Raw genomic sequence first — 15,080 nt, 5'->3', positions numbered from 1 at the left:
GTCATTCCTTTTCGCGCGGCCGAAATGGCTAGAGTCGGGGCATGGCAGATGAGGGAACAGGGACGGGAACAGGTGCCGGAACCGCTCGCGTGGACGCCTGGATCTGGTCGGTCCGCCTGACGAAGACCCGCGCGATCGCCGCCGGCGCGTGCCGGGCGGGCCACGTGAAGGTCAACGGCGAACGGGCGAAGCCGGCGCAGCCCGTGCGGGCGGGCGACGAGGTGCGGCTCTTCCACGCGGGGCGGGAGCGCGTCGTGGTGGTCAAGCGCCCGGTGACGAAGCGGGTCGGGCCCCCGGTCGCGGCGGAGTGCCTGATCGACAACAGCCCGCCGCCGCCGACCCCGGTGGAGGCGGCGGTGGTCGGCATCCGCGACCGCGGTGCGGGCCGCCCGACGAAGCGCGAACGCCGCGAGATCGAGACCCTGCGCGGCCGCTGAGTACGGGTTCGGGCCCGGGTTCGGGCCTGGGTTCGGGCCCGGAGCCGGGTCCCGGCCCGGGCGGCGGTCCCGGCAGGTCCCGTCAGGTCCCTCAGGTCACGTCTTGTGGTAGGTGGAGGCCTCGACCGCCGACGCGAGGACCGCGTCCAGGCCGGCGCCGGCGGAGGCCGTGACCGTGGCCGTCACCGCGCCCTCGACGAATGGGGCGTCCGCCAAGCGGGCGCCCTCGGGCAGGTCGCCCTCCTCCAGCAGCGCCTTCACGGTCAGCACCGAGCTGCCCAAGTCTGCCAGGAGCACGACCCCGGAGCCCTGGTCCACCGCACGGACCGCCGCCATGATCAGCTCCGCGCTCGTGCCCAGACCGCCGTCGGCCGTGCCGCCCGCCGCGGCGACCGGGGCCACCGGTCCGCCCGCCGCCAGGCCGCGGGCCAGCTCCGCCACCGACTCGGCGACCGCCGCGCTGTGCGAGACCAGCACGATCCCCACGGGGGCGGTCACGAGCCCGCCCCGGCGCCGTCCACCGCGTCCACCGCGTCCGCGGTGTCGGCGAGCGCGCCCAGCAGCAGTGCCGCCGAGGTCGCCCCCGGATCCTGGTGGCCGATGCTGCGCTCGCCCAGGTAGCTGGCCCGGCCCTTGCGCGCCTGCATCGGCACCGTCGCCAGGGCGCCGTTCTCCGCCGCGTCCCCGGCCGCGCGGTAGGAGGTGCTCAGGGCCGCCACCCCCGGAACCAGGGCGTCCAGCATGGTCTTGTCGCCCGGGGCCGCGCCGCCGAGCTGCGCCACCGCGCCCACTCCCGCGTACAGGGCCTGGCGCAACTCGTCGTCGGAGACCTCGGCGGCGTCCCCGAGCTCCTTGCCGGTCCGCCGCAGCAAGGTCCCGTACAGCGGCCCGGAAGCGCCGCCGACCGTCGAGATCAGCGTCCGTCCCGCCAGTTGCAGGACCGCGCCGGGAGCTGCCGGAACCTCCGCGTCCAGGGAGGCCCGTACCGCCGTGAAACCCCGTAGCAGATTGCTTCCGTGGTCGGCGTCCCCGATGGGGGAGTCGAGCTCGGTCAACCGGTCCGCCTCGCGCTCCACCACAGCCGCGGCGGCCGCCATCCAGCGGCGGAAGAAGTCTGCGTCACGCACCGGATCTCCTCGCCTCGCCCGGCGGGTCGGCCGGTCGGTAGGTCCCACGGCCACCATACGGTCACCGGCCCCAGCGCAGCGCGACGGTCTGGACGGGCGCGTCCCACAGGCGCAGCAGCTCCTCGTCGACCCGGCACAGCGTGACCGAACAGCCTGCCATGTCAAGCGACGTGACGTAGTTGCCCACGAGCGTCCGCGCCACCGGCACGCCCCGCTCGCCCAGCACCCGCGCCACCTCCGCATGGAACCCGTACAGCTCCAGCAGCGGCGTCGCCCCCATCCCGTTGACCAGCGCGAGCACCGGCCCGCTCGCCGGACCCACCTCGGCCAGCTCCTCCAGTACGGCGCCCACGGCGATCTCGGCGATCTCCCGCGCGGGCATCATCGCGCGCCGCTCCCGGCCGGGCTCGCCGTGGATGCCGACCCCCAACTCCAGCTCGCCGTCGGGCAGGTCGAAGGTCGGACTGCCCTTCGCGGGGGTCGTGCACGCGCTCAGCGCCACTCCGAAGCTGCGGGAGGAGTCGTTCACCCTCCGGGCGATCGCCGCGACCCGCTCCAGCGGCGCGCCCTCCTCGGCGGCCGCGCCCGCGAGCTTCTCCACGAACAGCGTGGCTCCGGTGCCGCGCCGCCCGGCGGTGTAAAGGCTGTCCGTGACGGCGACGTCGTCGTTGACCAGCACCCGCTCGATGCGCAGGCCGTCCTCCTCGGCGAGTTCGGCCGCCATCTCGAAGTTCAGCACGTCCCCGGTGTAGTTCTTGACGACGAACAGCACCCCCTGCCCGCTGTCCACGGCCGCCGCGGCCCGCAGCATCTGGTCGGGCACCGATGAGGTGAACACCTCCCCGGGACATGCGGCCGACAGCATCCCGTACCCGACGAACCCGGCGTGCAGCGGCTCGTGCCCGGAACCGCCCCCGGACACCAGCCCGACCCGGCCCCCGCCGCGCACGTCACGCCGTACGACGACACGCCGCTCCACGTCGACGTCCAGCTCGGGATGCGCGGCGGCCATGCCCCGCAACGCATCGGCGACGACGGTCTCCGGACTGTTGATCAGCATCCTCATGGACATCTCCCGGGAGGTTGACAGGCGGCTGTCTGAGGCGCGCCGACCGGGGCGCCCCCACCGTGACGTTAGGGGAGCCCGCCGCGCGGCGACAGGCTGCGCGTCGGCCCGACGCCGCCGCGCGGGGGGATGCGTCAGCCCCGCCCCTCTGTGGCGGGGAGTTGAAAACGTTCGATCGTTTTGAACGAATAGAACTATATGATTGATAGATCTTGACGATCGAAAATCGACTCCATAGAGTCAGCGCGGCCTCACTCAGCCGCAAGGAGCCCCAGATGTCTGTGCGCCGCCCGCGAGCCCTGCTCGCGATGGACCCCGAGCTTCTGCCCCGCCTGCTGGACGATGCGACCGTCCGCCGGCTCCACGAGGTCGCCGAACTCGACCTCGGTATCGTCGCCGACGACTTCGCCAGACCCGAGGTGGCGGCTGTGCTGGCGGAGGCCGAGGTGTTGCTCACCTTCTGGGGGGCTCCGGCCATCGACGCCCGCGCCCTCTCGGCCGCGCCCCGCCTCAGGACCGTCGTGCACGCCGCCGGATCCGTCAAACACTTCGTCACCGAGGCCTGTTGGGACCGCGGCATCACCGTCTCCTCCGCCGCGCTGGCCAACTCCCTGCCGGTGGCGGAGTACACCGTCGCCATGGTCCTGCTCGCCAACAAGTGCGTGATGCAGCTGCGCGAGGAGTACCGCCGGGACCGCGGCAGCCGCCACGACTGGCACCTGCGCTACGGCCATGCCGGCAACTACCGCCGGACCGTGGGCATCGTCGGTGCCTCCCGGATCGGCCGCCGGGTGATCGAGCTGCTGCGCCCATATGACCTGGAACTCGTCGTGTACGACCCGTATCTGACTGAGCTTCAGGTCCAGGGTCTAGGTGTCCGGGGCGTGGGGCTCGACGAGCTCTGCCGGATCTCCGACGTGGTCAGCCTGCACGCACCGGAGCTGCCCGAGACGCGGTCGATGATCGACCGCCGGCGCCTCGCGCTGATGCGCGACGGCGCCACGCTGATCAACACGGCACGCGGCTCGCTGGTCGACGGCGCCGCGGTCACCGAGGAGTTGGCCTCCGGGCGGCTGCACGCGGTCATCGACGTCACCGAGCCGGAGGTCCTGCCGGCCGACTCCCCGCTGTACGACCTGCCGAACGTGCTGCTCACCCCGCACATCGCCGGTTCCCTCGGCAACGAGCTCCACCGGATGGCCGGTTCCGCGATCGAGGAGATCGCCCGGTACGCCGCCGGCCTGCCCTTCCTGCACCAGGTCCGCCGCGAGGACCTGGACCGGACGGCCTGACGCCACGACGCCGTCGGCCCGAACTGATCGTATTGATCAATAGTTCACATGCTCTTGACGTTCAAGATGGCCTGGGCAAATGATTCAACCCGTTCAGCCCACTCGCCAAGGAGCGGTTCAATGAAGGTTCAGTCCTTGCGTGCCTACGGTGCGGTGGCCGCAGCGGTGTCTCTCGCCCTGCTGACCTCCGCCTGCGCCGGCTCCGAGTCCACCGCGCCGTCCGCCGCCAAGGGCGACGGCAAGCCCGTCACCCTCACGTACTGGACCTGGACCAGCGGCGCCGAGGCCGCGGCCGCCGCGTTCAACAAGACGCACACCGACATCCAGGTGCGGTTCTCCCAGATACCCGGCGGGGCCGACGGCTACAGCAAGATCAGCAATGCGATCAAGGCGGGTGACGCGCCCGACGTGGCGACCATCGAGTACAGCATGGTCCCGGAGTTCGCGAGCCAGGGATACCTGGAGGACCTCACCGGCTCCTCCGGGGAGCTGGTGAAGAAGAGCTTCCCGGCGGGCGTCCAGAACCTGGTCACCTTCGGCGGCAAGACCTGGTCCGTCCCCTTCGACGCCACCCCGCAGGTGTACTTCTACCGCAAGGACCTCTTCGAGAAGTACGGGGTGGCGGTCCCCAAGACCTGGGACGAGTACCGGGCCGCCGCCGAGAAGATCAAGGCCGCCGACCCCAAGGCGCGCATGGGCAGCTTCCCCACCGACGCCCCGCTGGAGGCGACCCTCTCCTGGCAGGCCGGCGCCAAGTGGTTCGAGGTCGAGGGCGACGCCTGGAAGCCCGCCATCGACGACGCCCCCTCGCAGAAGGTCGCCACCTTCTGGCAGGGCATGCTCAAGGACGACCTCGTCTTCAACTACGGGGCCGGCACCCCGGAGGAGAACAAGTCCAGGGCCGACGGCACCACCGCCAGCATCCTGGGCGCCTCCTGGAGCGCGGGCGGCATGATCGCCGCGATGCCCGACCTCAAGGGCAAGTGGGGCATCGCCCCCATCCCGAACTGGGGCACCCCGGCCAGCGGCATGTACGGCGGCACCAGCTTCGCCGTGACCAAGGGCAGCAAGCACGCCAAGGCCGCGGCCGAGTTCATCAAGTGGGTGACGACCGACCCGGCCGCGATGGAGGCCCGGATCAGCGCCCTGAAGAGCCCCAGCAGCGCCCTGCCCGCGAACCCGGCCATGGCCGCGGTGGCGGCGAAGGCCTTCGACACCTCCTACTTCGGCGGCGAGGACCTCTACAAGCTGAGCGGTGAGCAGGTCGGCACGATCGTCCCCGGGTGGACCTGGGGACCGGTCCAGGGCAAGGTCAACGCCGACTTCAAGGACGAGGCGGCCAGGAGCGGCCTGCTGAACGGTCTGGCCAAGGCCCAGGAATCGGCCCGGTCGGCCATCGAGAGCCGCGGTCTCAAGCTCGCCAAGTGACCCCGCCGGGGGCGGCCGGCCCCGATGCGCCGGCCGCCCCCGCCCCGGCCTCTCCATGCCCGTCCCGTCCCGGCCACGCCCGTCCCGGCCATGCGGTTCCGTACCGCCCGCACCGCCAAGGAGCCTCCCGTGGCATCACCGCCCACCCTCCCGGCCCGCGCCGGAAGCACGCTGCGCCGCAACCAACGCGGAGCCGCCGCCCTGTTCCTCGTCCCGTTCTTCGTCCTGTTCGCCATCGTCATGGTGGCGCCGGTCGTCTACGCGGCATGGATGAGCCTGTACCGGGAGCAGTCCTCGGGACTCGGGTTCGGAGGCATCGAGCGCAGCTTCGTAGGTCCGGCCAACTACTCGGCGGTGCTGGCCGATCCGGCGTTCCACTCGGCCTTCCTGCACGTCGCCGGGTACTGCGCGGTGTACATCCCGGTGATGATCGGCGGGGCTCTCGGGCTGGCCCTGCTGGTCGACTCGGCCCACGCCCGGGCCAAGCGCTTCTTCCAGCTCGCCTTCTTCCTGCCGCACGCGGTGCCGGGCCTGATCGCCGCGATCATCTGGATCTACCTCTACACCCCCGGACTGAGCCCGGTGCTCGACTGGATCGACGCCTCCGGCGGCAGCTGGAACTTCTTCTCACCCGGCAACTCCCTCTCGTCGATGGTCAACATCGCCGTCTGGCAGTGGATCGGCTACAACATGGTGATCTTCTTCGCCGCACTCCAGGCCGTGCCCCGCGAGGTCATAGAAGCCGCCACGGTCGACGGCGCCGGGGCCTGGCGCATCGCCGTGGGCATCAAGGTGCCGATCATCCGCTCCTCCGTGGTCATGACCGTCCTCTTCACCTGCGTCGGAGCGGTCCAGCTCTTCACCGAGCCCCGGCTGCTGTCCGACAAGGCGCAGGCCCTCGGAAACGACTGGTCGCCCACGATGTACATCGTCAGCAAGGCGTTCGTCGACCAGGACTACGCGAGCGCGGCCGCCGCGTCGCTGCTGCTGGCCCTCGTGGCCGGGGCGCTGTCCTTCGTCGTCACCCGGATCGGGAAGCGGTGGCAGGCAGCATGAGCACACGGACCGTCACCCGCCCGCGCGCCTGGGCCTCCAAGGCCGCCGTCAACTCCGTACTGGTCATGCTCGCGCTCTACACGCTGATGCCGATCAGCTGGCTCCTGGTCGCGGCCACCAAGAACCGCCGCGACCTCTTCGCCACCGACGGATTCAGCTTCGGGGAGTTCAACCTCTTCTCCAACATCCACGACGTCTTCACCCACAACGACGGCATCTACGGACGCTGGCTGCTCAATACGGTCCTGTACGCGGTGGTCGGCTCGGCCCTCTCCTCCCTCATCTCGGTGGCGGCGGGATACGCCTTCGACAAGTACGGCTTCACGGGCAAGGAGAAGCTCTTCGGGGTGGTCCTCGCGGGCGTGCTCGTACCCGGAGCGGTCCTCACCCTGCCGATGTACCTGCTCGCCTCCAAGGCCGGGATCACCAACACCTACTGGGCGCTGCTGATCCCCTCCCTGGTCAACCCGTTCGGCGTGTACCTCGCCCGGGTCTTCTCCGAGGGCTACGTCCCGTACGAGGTCATCGAGGCCGCCAGGATGGACGGCGCGGGCGAGGTGCGAACCTTCCGCACCATTGCGCTGCCGATGCTCGCCCCGGGGTTCATGACGCTGTTCCTCTTCTCCTTCACCGCGAGCTGGAACAACTTCTACGGCGCCCTCGTCATGCTCAACGACAAGGACCTCTACCCCGTCAACCTCGGCCTCCACATGTGGAACGTCTCCACCACGGAGAGCCCCGAGATGTACTCGCTGGCCATCACCGGCTCGCTCATCGCCGTGATCCCGCTGGTCGTCGCCTTCCTCTGCCTGCAGCGTTTCTGGCGCTCCGGACTGACCGCGGGGGCGGTGAAGTAGTTCCGCGCCCGACTCGCCGCCACCACCCACCGAAGACGGGATCCGACCGTTGCCCACCCCATCCGGCACCCGCCGCCGCGTCCTGGTCGTCGGCATCGACGGCGTCCGCCTCGACCTGCTCCGGACCGTGCCGACACCCCATCTGGACGCCGTCGCCGCCGCCGGGTTCCTCGGCCCGATCGAGATCGACGAAGCCACGCCCACCATGTCGGGCCCCTGCTGGGCCACGATCGCCACCGGGGTCGGGGTCGCCAAGCACGGCGTGTACGGCAACCACTTCGCGGGCCACCGCCTGGACGTCTTCCCCGACTTCGCCACCCGCCTCGCACGGCAGGACGGACGCAGGACCTTCGTGGCCGGCGGCTGGGAGCCGCTGCTACTGGCCCGCGACGGCGGACCGCTGTTCGCCGCGCCCGCCCGGCTGTCGTACATCGCGCCGGGCGCGGACACCTGTGAGGCCTGGGAAGCCTGCGACGACCAGGTCACCGCGGAAGCCGTCCACGTCCTGGAGGCCGACGACCCCGAGGTCTCCTTCGTCTACCTCGGCGCGGTGGACGAGACGGGCCACCTGCGCGGCTGCGGCGACGCCTACCTGCGGGCGATCGGGAGCGCCGACGCACGCCTCGGCCGCCTGCTCGGCGCCGTCCGCGCGCGGCCCGCCTACGAGGACGAGTCCTGGACGGTGATCGTGGTCACCGACCACGGCCACCGCGACGACGGCGGGCACGGCGGCCGCACCGTGCCGGAACGTACCGCCTGGGTGGCCTGCTGCGGCCCGGACATCGGCGCCGGACCGCCCGCCCGGAGGCTGCGCTTCGAGGACGTCGCCGCCCAGGTGTACGCGGCCCTCGGCCGCCGGGCCGACTCGCACTGGACGCTCGACGGCCTCCCCTTCTCCGCCCCCTGCGGTCCCGTCCCGGCGGGAGCCTGAGGTGCGGGCGGTCTTCTTCGACATGGACGGAACGCTGGTCGACTCCGAGCCGTTGTGGTGGCAGGCGACCGAAGCCGTGGCCGCGTCCCTCGGATGCGCCCTGACCGAGGCCGACGTACCCGCGGTGGTCGGACGCTCCATCGCCGACACGGCCGGGCACCTGCACGCGACCGCCGGCGCCGGGGCGGGCACGGTCCGGGACATCGCCCGCGAGCTGCTCGCGGGGTTCCAGGAGCTGGTCGCCCGCGGACCGCGGCCGCTGCCGGGTGCGCTGGAGCTGCTCGACGCGCTGGCCGCGGCCGGTGTCCCGCTCGGGCTCGTCTCCGCGTCGCCCCGCCCGATCGTGGACCTGGTCCTCGCGGGACTCGGCGCGGACCGCTTCGCCGTCACCGTGGCGGACGGCGAGACCCCGAGGACCAAGCCGCACCCCGACCCGTACCTCGCCGCGGCCAGGGCCCTGGGCGTCGATCCGCGGTCCTGCGTGGCCGTGGAGGACAGCCCGGCCGGCACGGCCTCCGCCGGGGCGGCGGGCTGCTTCGTACTGGCCGTTCCCTCCACGGTGCCGATACCGCCGGCGCACGGGCGGCTGGTCCTGAACCGCTTGACCGAGGCGGATCCGGAGCTGCTCCGCTCCCTGGTGGCGGGCTGACCGCCCCGGGGGCGGTCAGCCCAGCGCCACCCTGATCCGCTGGGTGGCGCCGGCCTGTCCGGTGAGGTCGCCGAAGGCGAGCGTGAGCGCGGATCCGGTGGCGGCCGAGGTGACGGTGCCCGGCTTCGAGAGCACGGCGGCGACGGGCCGGTGCCACGTCACGGTGAGGCCGGTCTGCATGCGCATCGGGTCCGAGACGCACAGCGTGGCCGTGCCGTCGCCGTGCTCCCGTACCAGGACGCAGGCCGGCTTGTCGGCGGTGAGGGCGCCGACCGTGCCCGCGAACCAGAAGTTGACGGCGGTCACCCCGAGGGAGGGGACCACGATGCCCTGTCGGCTGTTGTCGTTGGCCAGGACGGTGAGCCAGCCGGTGGCGGCGGCCCGGGCGGCGGTCGCGGCGGTGGTGGCGCCGGGCATCAGGATGTAGGAGCAGGCGGCGTCGACGGGGTCCACGCCGTGGTCGAACCAGAGGGTCAGATAGCGGCGGGTGATCGGGTCGCTGGTGCCACCGGTGTTGATGTCGCGCCAGGAGCCCGTCCGCGCCTCGCGCAGCGCCTTGACGGTGGCCCCGCCGGGGAACACGTACCCGCCGTGGCCCGCGATCTGCGCCCAGTTCGCCCCGGTGAGGGTGGCGGACCAGCCGAGGGCGGTGGACCGGGGGACGCCGTTGACGGTGAGGGCGTGGGTGCCGGCGGCGCCGAGGTTGCGGTTCTCGACCACGGTTTCGACGGCGGTGCCGTCGGCGCCCCGGATGGAGCCCGCCAGGCAGACGACGGAGTCGGCCAGGCAGAACCAGGACTTCTTCGCGTAGAGCGTGCTGGACAGCCCTCGGACGTACTGGCCGATGGCGGCGTACTCCCCGTCCGTGGCGCCGCCGACCCAGTTGACGTCCGGCCTCGGCAGGCCCCAGGCGCCGCCCTCCGCATCGGCGAGGGGCTTCTTGGAGACGGTGATCCCCGGGAGCCGGTACGGGTCGACGGTGGGCCAGAACGCGTCGGTGTACTGGCCGTTGCCGTGGGTGGCACCCCACCACTGGAGCATGCCGGCCCCGGTGTGCCAGCCGCGGAGGTTCTCCCCGTTGCCCGTCTCGTAGAGGCCCATCCGCTTGGAGGCCATGCTGATCGAGGCCGCCCAGCCGGGCCTGCGGTGAACGGCCCGGTCCATGCTCGGGAACAGCCGGTGCCCGGTCGGCTCGGCGGCCGGGGTGACGGCGCCGTCGTCCTGTACGGCCTTGAGCCGGGCCAGTGCCGCGACGCTCAGGTCGGTGTCGGTGAGGACGGGGCTGTAGTAGTCGCGCTGCATCGAGCCCTTGACCAGGGCGCGCCAGCGCTGGTTCTCCGGGCTGCTCGCGGCGGTGCCGAGCAGGGCGATGGCGGCGAGGGTGGCGTGGCCCCGGCCGTGGTCGCCGCCCTGGAAGCCGTACGAGTTGGTCCGCGGGTTGCCCCGGCTGGTGGAGCGGCCGGAGACGGCGTCCATCATCAGGCCGTTGTAGAGGAACGGGGCGAAGGACCCCTGCACCGAGTCGAGGATGATCTGCCGGTTGGGGTCGGTGACCGCCCAGGTGGAACCGGCCAGCAGGGAGAAGAGGCCGGCCAGGCCGCCGAGCAGAACGAGGCCGTAGGAGCCGGTGTAGGGCAGGTAGGTGTGCTGGACGAAGGAACCGTCGGCGTAGAAGCCGTCCCCGCTGGTGACGAAGGGGAAGACGGGGGAGAGGGCGTCGCGGGCGAGGGCGATCTTGGCCGGGTTCTTGCCGAGTACGCCGCGCAGGGCGAGCGAGCGGCAGAGGTCCACCCGGTTGGCGCCGGTGCTGGTGCCGGTGTAGTTGCCGACCGAGGAGTCGGGGACGAACCGGTCGACGGCCGCGAGGTGGTTGGCGAGCTGGCCCGCGGAGAGCTGGTCGTAGAGGATCGTGCAGCTGTCCAGAAGGGCCTGCGGAGAGCCGATCTGGAAGTCCCACCAGTTGCCGAACTGGCTCTTCGCCGGGTTGTAGACCTGGTCGTGGAGGTGGTCGAGCCCGGCCTTGGTCTCGGCGGCGAGGGTGGCTTCGCCGGTGAGGCCGGTACCGGGCTGGGCGTACGCCTGGGCCATGGTGGCAAGGCGCGTGTAGCTGGCGGTGATCGAGCTGGAGAGCGTCAGGGGCAGGTCCGGCCAGAGCGACCCGCCGGCGGCGGCCATCGTCGAGCGGTGCTCGGCGGCCTGGGTGCCCAGCAGCGCCAGCTTCTCGGCGAACGGCGCGGCCGCGGGGTCGAAGCCGCTGCCCAGCAGCACCGTGCGCCACTTGGCGCGCAGGGTGTCGTACTCGTCGCCGGCGGCGAACGCGGAGGTCGACGGGAGCATGGCGGACCCTCCGGCGAACAGGGCGGCGCTGCCGGAGAATTGGAGGAAGGAGCGGCGGGACCATGGCGTGGACATGGAGCCTCCAGAGCTGGGGCCGCGGGGGAGGGGGGTGTCCCCGCTGAGCGTTTCTAGCACGCGCTCGAAACCACGCTCAAGAGGCGCGTATGGATCGATCGAAACGCTCAAGTCGTCATATGATCACGACCGTGTTGTCGCGCCGGGCTCGCTCCGCGGCCAGCACCGTCAGGTGGCTGATGAGGGATTCGTGCGGGCCGGATTTCACCAGGCCGGGGTCTCCGGTGGCGACGGCGCCGACGAACGCGTCCATCAGGCCCGCGTCGCCGCCCCCGTGACCCCCGGCGGCGTCCATCGCGCCCTCCGCACCGATGCCGAGGACCTCCTCGGTGCGGGTCAGGAAGTCGTAGACCCGCAACTCCATTCCGTCGCCCCTCAGTTCGCCGCGGGTGCCGAAGATGCGGGTCTGGCGGTCCGCCTGCTCGGTGAAGGCGGTCATGGTGAAGGTGGCGGTGGCCCCCGAGTCGAACTCCATGGCCACCACCTGGTGGTCGACCACGTCGTTGTCGCAGGCGTACACGCAGCGTCCGTACGGACCCTCCCGCAGCGCCGTCTCCAGGGCCCGTGGCGTGAACTCGTCGACCAGCACGCTGAGCGGCCAGCCGTGCCGGCCCTCGGCGAGCCGGTCGCCGTAGTCGCGCTTGGCGGAGTAGGGGCACGCGGTCTCCACCGTGCAGTCCAGACAGCGGTCCGCGGCGCCCGCGGGCCTGTTCTCGGGCCGGAAGTGCGAGAGGCGCCCGAAGCTGGAGACGCGTACCGGCGGCCGGCCGAGCACGTACTGGAGCCAGTCCAGGTCGTGGCAGGACTTCGCCATCAGCATGGACGTCGCCTCGTCCTCGCGGCGCCAGTTGCCGCGTACGAAGGAGTGGGCCTGGTGCCAGAAGCCGACCGGTTCCAGGTGCTGGACGCTGACGACGTCCCCGATCCTGCCGGAGTCCAGGACGCGCTTGAGGGCCTGCGTGTAGGGGGTGTAGCGCAGGACGTGACCGACGGAGAGGATCACGCCCGCCTCCTCCACCGCGGCCACGATGCGCCGGCACTCCTCCTCGGTCAGAGCCATCGGCTTCTCCAGCATGATGTGGTAGCCGAGCGCCGCGAACGCCAGTACCGGCTCCAGGTGTTCGCGGTCCAGCGTGCAGATCAGCACCGCGTCCGCGATGCGGCCCCGGGCCGCCAGCTCCCGCCAGTCGTCCACCACGGACCCGGCGTCCAGGCCGTGAGCGGTCGCGAGCCGGTCCCGCCTGACCTTCCGCGGCTCGGCCACCGCGACGACCGTGGCCCGGTCCGGGTGGGCGAGCGCCCAGCGGGCGTGACCGGTCCCGCGGTCCCCGGCGCCGACGACGGCAAGAGTGATTCCGGAAGGCATCGGTCCCGCTTCCTGTAGCACCGTGAACGCGCAACGCGCGGGGAAGGCGCTCCCCGGCGTGAGGCTAGCGATCTCCGGTATGCGGTACAACCGGTTCGCCCGATGCCGCCCGATGCCGCCCGTTCCGTATGCCGGACACTCCCGGCGCGTCAACTGCCGTTGAGGGCACGGGTGTCGGTGGTCCGGGTTATGGTCCCTCTCAGGGTCCGGAGTTCGACTTCGTCAAGGGGGAAATCCGCCATGAGCAACACCGACAGCGCCAAGCACGAGGGATTCACGGCCGAGGAGCGGGCCGCGATGAAGGACCACGCCAAGGAACTGAAGGCGGCCGCGCGCCGCAGCTCGCACGCCGACAAGGCGGCGGAGGCGGAGCGGGACGTGCTGGCGAAGATCGCCGAAATGCAGGACTCGGACCGGATCATGGCCGAGCGCGTCCACGCCGTCATCACCGCCAACGCCCCGGGCCTCGCGCCGAAGCTCTGGTACGGGATGCCCTCCTACGCGCTGGACGGGAAGGTCGTCTGCTTCTTCCAGAGCGCGGAGAAGTTCAAGGCGCGCTACGCGACGCTCGGATTCAGCGACCTGGCCAAGCTGGACGAGGGCACGATGTGGGCGGCCGGTTTCGCCCTCACCGAGGTGACGGCCGAGGTGGAGGCGCGCATCGCCGCGCTCGTGAAGCAGGCGGTCAGCTGAGCGGTGGCGGGCCGCGCCGCCCCGGGCCGCGCCGCCCCGACGTCGCGCAGGGCCGGTTCCACCGCCACCGGGAAATGAGAAAGGCAAGGAGGTCGGAGCGCTCCTTGCCACTCTCAACTTGTAGCGCACCGGGGGGCTTGCGGCAAGGCCCCGGTCGTCCCGCAGAATCGCTGGCCGAAGGCGAAACCTGCGGAAACGGCGGTTGTGAATGATTGACGTGATCGTGGTCGGCGGCGGACCGACCGGCCTGATGCTGGCCGGCGAATTGCGGCTGCACGGCGTGCATGTGGTCGTGCTGGAGAAGCTGGCCGAGGCGACCGAGCAGTCCCGCGGACAGGGCCTGCACACCCGCAGCGTCGAGTTGATGGATCAGCGCGGGCTGCTGGACCGGTTCCTCGCGGTCAGCGAGAAGTTCCAGGCCGGCGGTCTCTTCGGCGGCAGCTCGGCGTTCGCCTTGGCGCACACCTCCCGCTTGATCTCTTTGCACCTGGTCAGGATCTCGTTAGTGAAGACACCCGCCGGTACTTCGGGACGAAGACCAGATGTGCGTGCAAGGTGTAGACGCCGCACCGGCCCCTGCGGATATCAGGGTTTGATTCCCACCTCGGTGACATAGACACGACGCTACGGTGATCCGCATGAAGGTCGTCGTCCAGGTCAAGCTGCCGAAGTGGTTCGGTGCCGCCACCGGCTGAGTGAGTCCGTGTCCAGCCGCCCGCGGACGGCTGGACCGGCTGCTCGCCCTCCCGGGCGCCGACTCCCTGGTGCAGCGGCACTAAATCGAGCAGGTGTTCGGGTCGCGAGGTACGCTGGCGGCATGCACGCACTCCAGGGGTCCCTCTTCGACCAGACCGACGAGATCCGGCTCGGGCCGCTCTCCGGCCTGCGGCGTACGGAACTGGGGTTCGGGGCCGGGGCCTGGGTCGACCACCTGCCCGGCTGGCTGTCCGGGGCGGACGCGCTGTTCGAGCGGCTGGCCGCGGAGGTCCCGTGGCGGGCCGAGCGGCGGCAGATGTACGAGCGCGAGGTCGACGTGCCCCGGCTGCTCGCCTTCTACGCGGAGGGCGAGCGGCTTCCGCACCCCGTGCTCACCGAGGCGCGGGAGGCCCTGACCCGGCACTACGCCGCCGAGCTGGGCGAACCCTTCGCCACCGCGGGGCTCTGCCTCTACCGCGACGGCCGGGACAGCGTCGCCTGGCACGGCGACCGGACCGGCCGCTCCTCGACCGAGGACACGATGGTCGCGATCGTCTCCGTCGGGGACCCGCGCGACCTGGCCTTCCGTCCCCGCGACGGCGGCCCCACCCTGCTCCGGCTGCCCCTGGGCCACGGCGACCTCGTGGTGATGGGGGGCTCCTGCCAGCGCACGATGGAGCATGCGGTCCCCAAATCCGCGCGCGCCGTCGGCCCCCGCGTCAGCATCCAGTTCCGCCCGCGCGGTGTGCTGTGAGGCGCGTCCGCCCGGAGGCCGTGGATCAGGGCGCGTCCGCCGGCCGGGCCGCCGCCGCGGCCGCGTGGAGCGAGCGCAGCGCCAGCAGCAGGACCCCGATGTCGTCGAGGTACACGGGGTCCGGGATCAGGTCCACCGGCGAAACGGTGTAGGCGACGGCGACCCAGAACAGCGCCTTGTCCCGCAGCGGGACCCCCGCGTCGAGCAGCAGCCGCCGCGCCCTGAAGACCCGTACGAGCAGCACGGCGGCGGCCGCGGCCAGCCCGAGGGCGACGACCGCGGCGACGGTCAGCCAGAACGTTCCGTCCATGCCACC

Annotated in this window: 15 protein-coding genes and 1 pseudogene; 10 read left to right on the top strand and 6 right to left on the bottom strand. The window is 71.8% G+C overall.

Going from position 1 to position 15,080, the window contains the following annotated elements; translation table 11 throughout:
• The first annotated feature begins 41 nt into the window (after positions 1-41).
• Entirely contained in the window at positions 42-437 is a 396-nt protein-coding gene (locus tag AB0M99_RS01330) for an RNA-binding S4 domain-containing protein (RefSeq protein ID WP_365916259.1), read from the top strand.
• A gap of 96 nt (positions 438-533) precedes the next feature.
• On the opposite strand, the gene AB0M99_RS01325 is transcribed toward AB0M99_RS01330, so the two are convergent.
• The 3 genes from AB0M99_RS01325 to dhaK form a co-directional block, all read right to left on the bottom strand.
• The gene (locus tag AB0M99_RS01325; protein WP_365916257.1) at positions 534-935 is read right to left on the bottom strand and encodes a PTS fructose transporter subunit IIA; all 402 of its coding nucleotides are present in this window, start codon (positions 933-935) and stop codon (positions 534-536) included.
• Entirely contained in the window at positions 932-1,564 is a 633-nt protein-coding gene (gene dhaL / locus AB0M99_RS01320) for a dihydroxyacetone kinase subunit DhaL (RefSeq protein ID WP_365916255.1), read from the bottom strand. Before dhaL ends, AB0M99_RS01325 begins: the two co-directional genes overlap by 4 nt.
• 61 nt (positions 1,565-1,625) lie before the next feature.
• On the bottom strand, positions 1,626-2,630 hold the full coding sequence (gene dhaK, locus AB0M99_RS01315; protein WP_365916253.1) for a dihydroxyacetone kinase subunit DhaK: 1,005 nt from the start codon (positions 2,628-2,630) through the stop codon (positions 1,626-1,628).
• Between the two features lie 275 nt (positions 2,631-2,905).
• Between dhaK and AB0M99_RS01310 the strand changes: the two genes are divergently transcribed.
• The 6 genes from AB0M99_RS01310 (at position 2,906) to AB0M99_RS01285 (ending at position 8,843) form a co-directional block, all read left to right on the top strand.
• Positions 2,906-3,922 carry a hydroxyacid dehydrogenase gene (locus AB0M99_RS01310; RefSeq protein ID WP_365916251.1) on the top strand — a complete coding sequence of 339 codons (1,017 nt, stop codon included), beginning with the start codon at positions 2,906-2,908 and terminating at the stop codon, positions 3,920-3,922.
• A 120-nt stretch (positions 3,923-4,042) separates the two neighbouring features.
• On the top strand, positions 4,043-5,350 hold the full coding sequence (locus AB0M99_RS01305) for a sugar ABC transporter substrate-binding protein (protein ID WP_365916249.1): 1,308 nt from the start codon (positions 4,043-4,045) through the stop codon (positions 5,348-5,350).
• A gap of 240 nt (positions 5,351-5,590) precedes the next feature.
• Positions 5,591-6,406 carry a sugar ABC transporter permease gene (locus AB0M99_RS01300; protein ID WP_365916524.1) on the top strand — a complete coding sequence of 272 codons (816 nt, stop codon included), beginning with the start codon at positions 5,591-5,593 and terminating at the stop codon, positions 6,404-6,406.
• Positions 6,403-7,263: a carbohydrate ABC transporter permease gene (locus AB0M99_RS01295; protein WP_365916247.1), complete on the top strand. Its 861-nt coding sequence runs from the start codon at positions 6,403-6,405 to the stop codon at positions 7,261-7,263. Before AB0M99_RS01300 ends, AB0M99_RS01295 begins: the two co-directional genes overlap by 4 nt.
• 49 nt (positions 7,264-7,312) lie before the next feature.
• Entirely contained in the window at positions 7,313-8,194 is an 882-nt protein-coding gene (locus AB0M99_RS01290; RefSeq protein WP_365916245.1) for an alkaline phosphatase family protein, read from the top strand.
• Between the two features lies 1 nt (position 8,195).
• On the top strand, positions 8,196-8,843 hold the full coding sequence (locus AB0M99_RS01285) for an HAD family phosphatase (RefSeq protein ID WP_365916243.1): 648 nt from the start codon (positions 8,196-8,198) through the stop codon (positions 8,841-8,843).
• Positions 8,844-8,858: 15 nt separating this feature from the next.
• Here AB0M99_RS01285 and AB0M99_RS01280 read toward each other — a convergent pair whose 3' ends face one another.
• Together AB0M99_RS01280 and AB0M99_RS01275 are read right to left on the bottom strand one after the other, a co-directional pair.
• Entirely contained in the window at positions 8,859-11,255 is a 2,397-nt protein-coding gene (locus AB0M99_RS01280) for a polysaccharide lyase 8 family protein (protein WP_365916241.1), read from the bottom strand.
• 115 nt (positions 11,256-11,370) lie between these two features.
• Entirely contained in the window at positions 11,371-12,621 is a 1,251-nt protein-coding gene (locus AB0M99_RS01275; RefSeq protein ID WP_365916239.1) for a Gfo/Idh/MocA family oxidoreductase, read from the bottom strand.
• Between the two features lie 240 nt (positions 12,622-12,861).
• Between AB0M99_RS01275 and AB0M99_RS01270 the strand changes: the two genes are divergently transcribed.
• The 3 genes and pseudogenes from AB0M99_RS01270 (at position 12,862) to AB0M99_RS01260 (ending at position 14,764) form a co-directional block, all read left to right on the top strand.
• A complete protein-coding gene (locus tag AB0M99_RS01270) occupies positions 12,862-13,314 on the top strand; it encodes a DUF1801 domain-containing protein (protein ID WP_365916237.1) in 453 nt (150 codons plus the stop codon).
• Between the two features lie 208 nt (positions 13,315-13,522).
• A pseudogene (locus tag AB0M99_RS01265) lies at positions 13,523-13,753 on the top strand (FAD-dependent monooxygenase); the annotation flags it as partial.
• A gap of 378 nt (positions 13,754-14,131) precedes the next feature.
• On the top strand, positions 14,132-14,764 hold the full coding sequence (locus AB0M99_RS01260; RefSeq protein WP_365916235.1) for an alpha-ketoglutarate-dependent dioxygenase AlkB: 633 nt from the start codon (positions 14,132-14,134) through the stop codon (positions 14,762-14,764).
• Positions 14,765-14,789: 25 nt separating this feature from the next.
• Here AB0M99_RS01260 and AB0M99_RS01255 read toward each other — a convergent pair whose 3' ends face one another.
• The gene (locus AB0M99_RS01255; RefSeq protein ID WP_365916233.1) at positions 14,790-15,074 is read right to left on the bottom strand and encodes a YkvA family protein; all 285 of its coding nucleotides are present in this window, start codon (positions 15,072-15,074) and stop codon (positions 14,790-14,792) included.
• Positions 15,075-15,080 lie beyond the last annotated feature (6 nt).

This window comes from Streptomyces sp. NPDC051183 (assembly GCF_040682455.1).
Classification (GTDB): Bacteria; Actinomycetota; Actinomycetes; order Streptomycetales; family Streptomycetaceae; genus Streptomyces.
This window is presented reverse-complemented; position numbering and strand designations above follow the sequence as displayed.

Coding starts and splice junctions, on each gene's coding strand:
- AB0M99_RS01330 (WP_365916259.1), top strand. CDS start 42: ATGGCAGATGAGGGAACAGGGACGGGAACAGGTGCCGGAACCGCTCGC.
- dhaK (WP_365916253.1), bottom strand. CDS start 2,630: ATGAGGATGCTGATCAACAGTCCGGAGACCGTCGTCGCCGATGCGTTG.
- AB0M99_RS01310 (WP_365916251.1), top strand. CDS start 2,906: ATGTCTGTGCGCCGCCCGCGAGCCCTGCTCGCGATGGACCCCGAGCTT.
- AB0M99_RS01305 (WP_365916249.1), top strand. CDS start 4,043: ATGAAGGTTCAGTCCTTGCGTGCCTACGGTGCGGTGGCCGCAGCGGTG.
- AB0M99_RS01300 (WP_365916524.1), top strand. CDS start 5,591: ATGGTGGCGCCGGTCGTCTACGCGGCATGGATGAGCCTGTACCGGGAG.
- AB0M99_RS01295 (WP_365916247.1), top strand. CDS start 6,403: ATGAGCACACGGACCGTCACCCGCCCGCGCGCCTGGGCCTCCAAGGCC.
- AB0M99_RS01280 (WP_365916241.1), bottom strand. CDS start 11,255: ATGTCCACGCCATGGTCCCGCCGCTCCTTCCTCCAATTCTCCGGCAGC.
- AB0M99_RS01275 (WP_365916239.1), bottom strand. CDS start 12,621: ATGCCTTCCGGAATCACTCTTGCCGTCGTCGGCGCCGGGGACCGCGGG.
- AB0M99_RS01270 (WP_365916237.1), top strand. CDS start 12,862: ATGAGCAACACCGACAGCGCCAAGCACGAGGGATTCACGGCCGAGGAG.
- AB0M99_RS01260 (WP_365916235.1), top strand. CDS start 14,132: ATGCACGCACTCCAGGGGTCCCTCTTCGACCAGACCGACGAGATCCGG.
- AB0M99_RS01255 (WP_365916233.1), bottom strand. CDS start 15,074: ATGGACGGAACGTTCTGGCTGACCGTCGCCGCGGTCGTCGCCCTCGGG.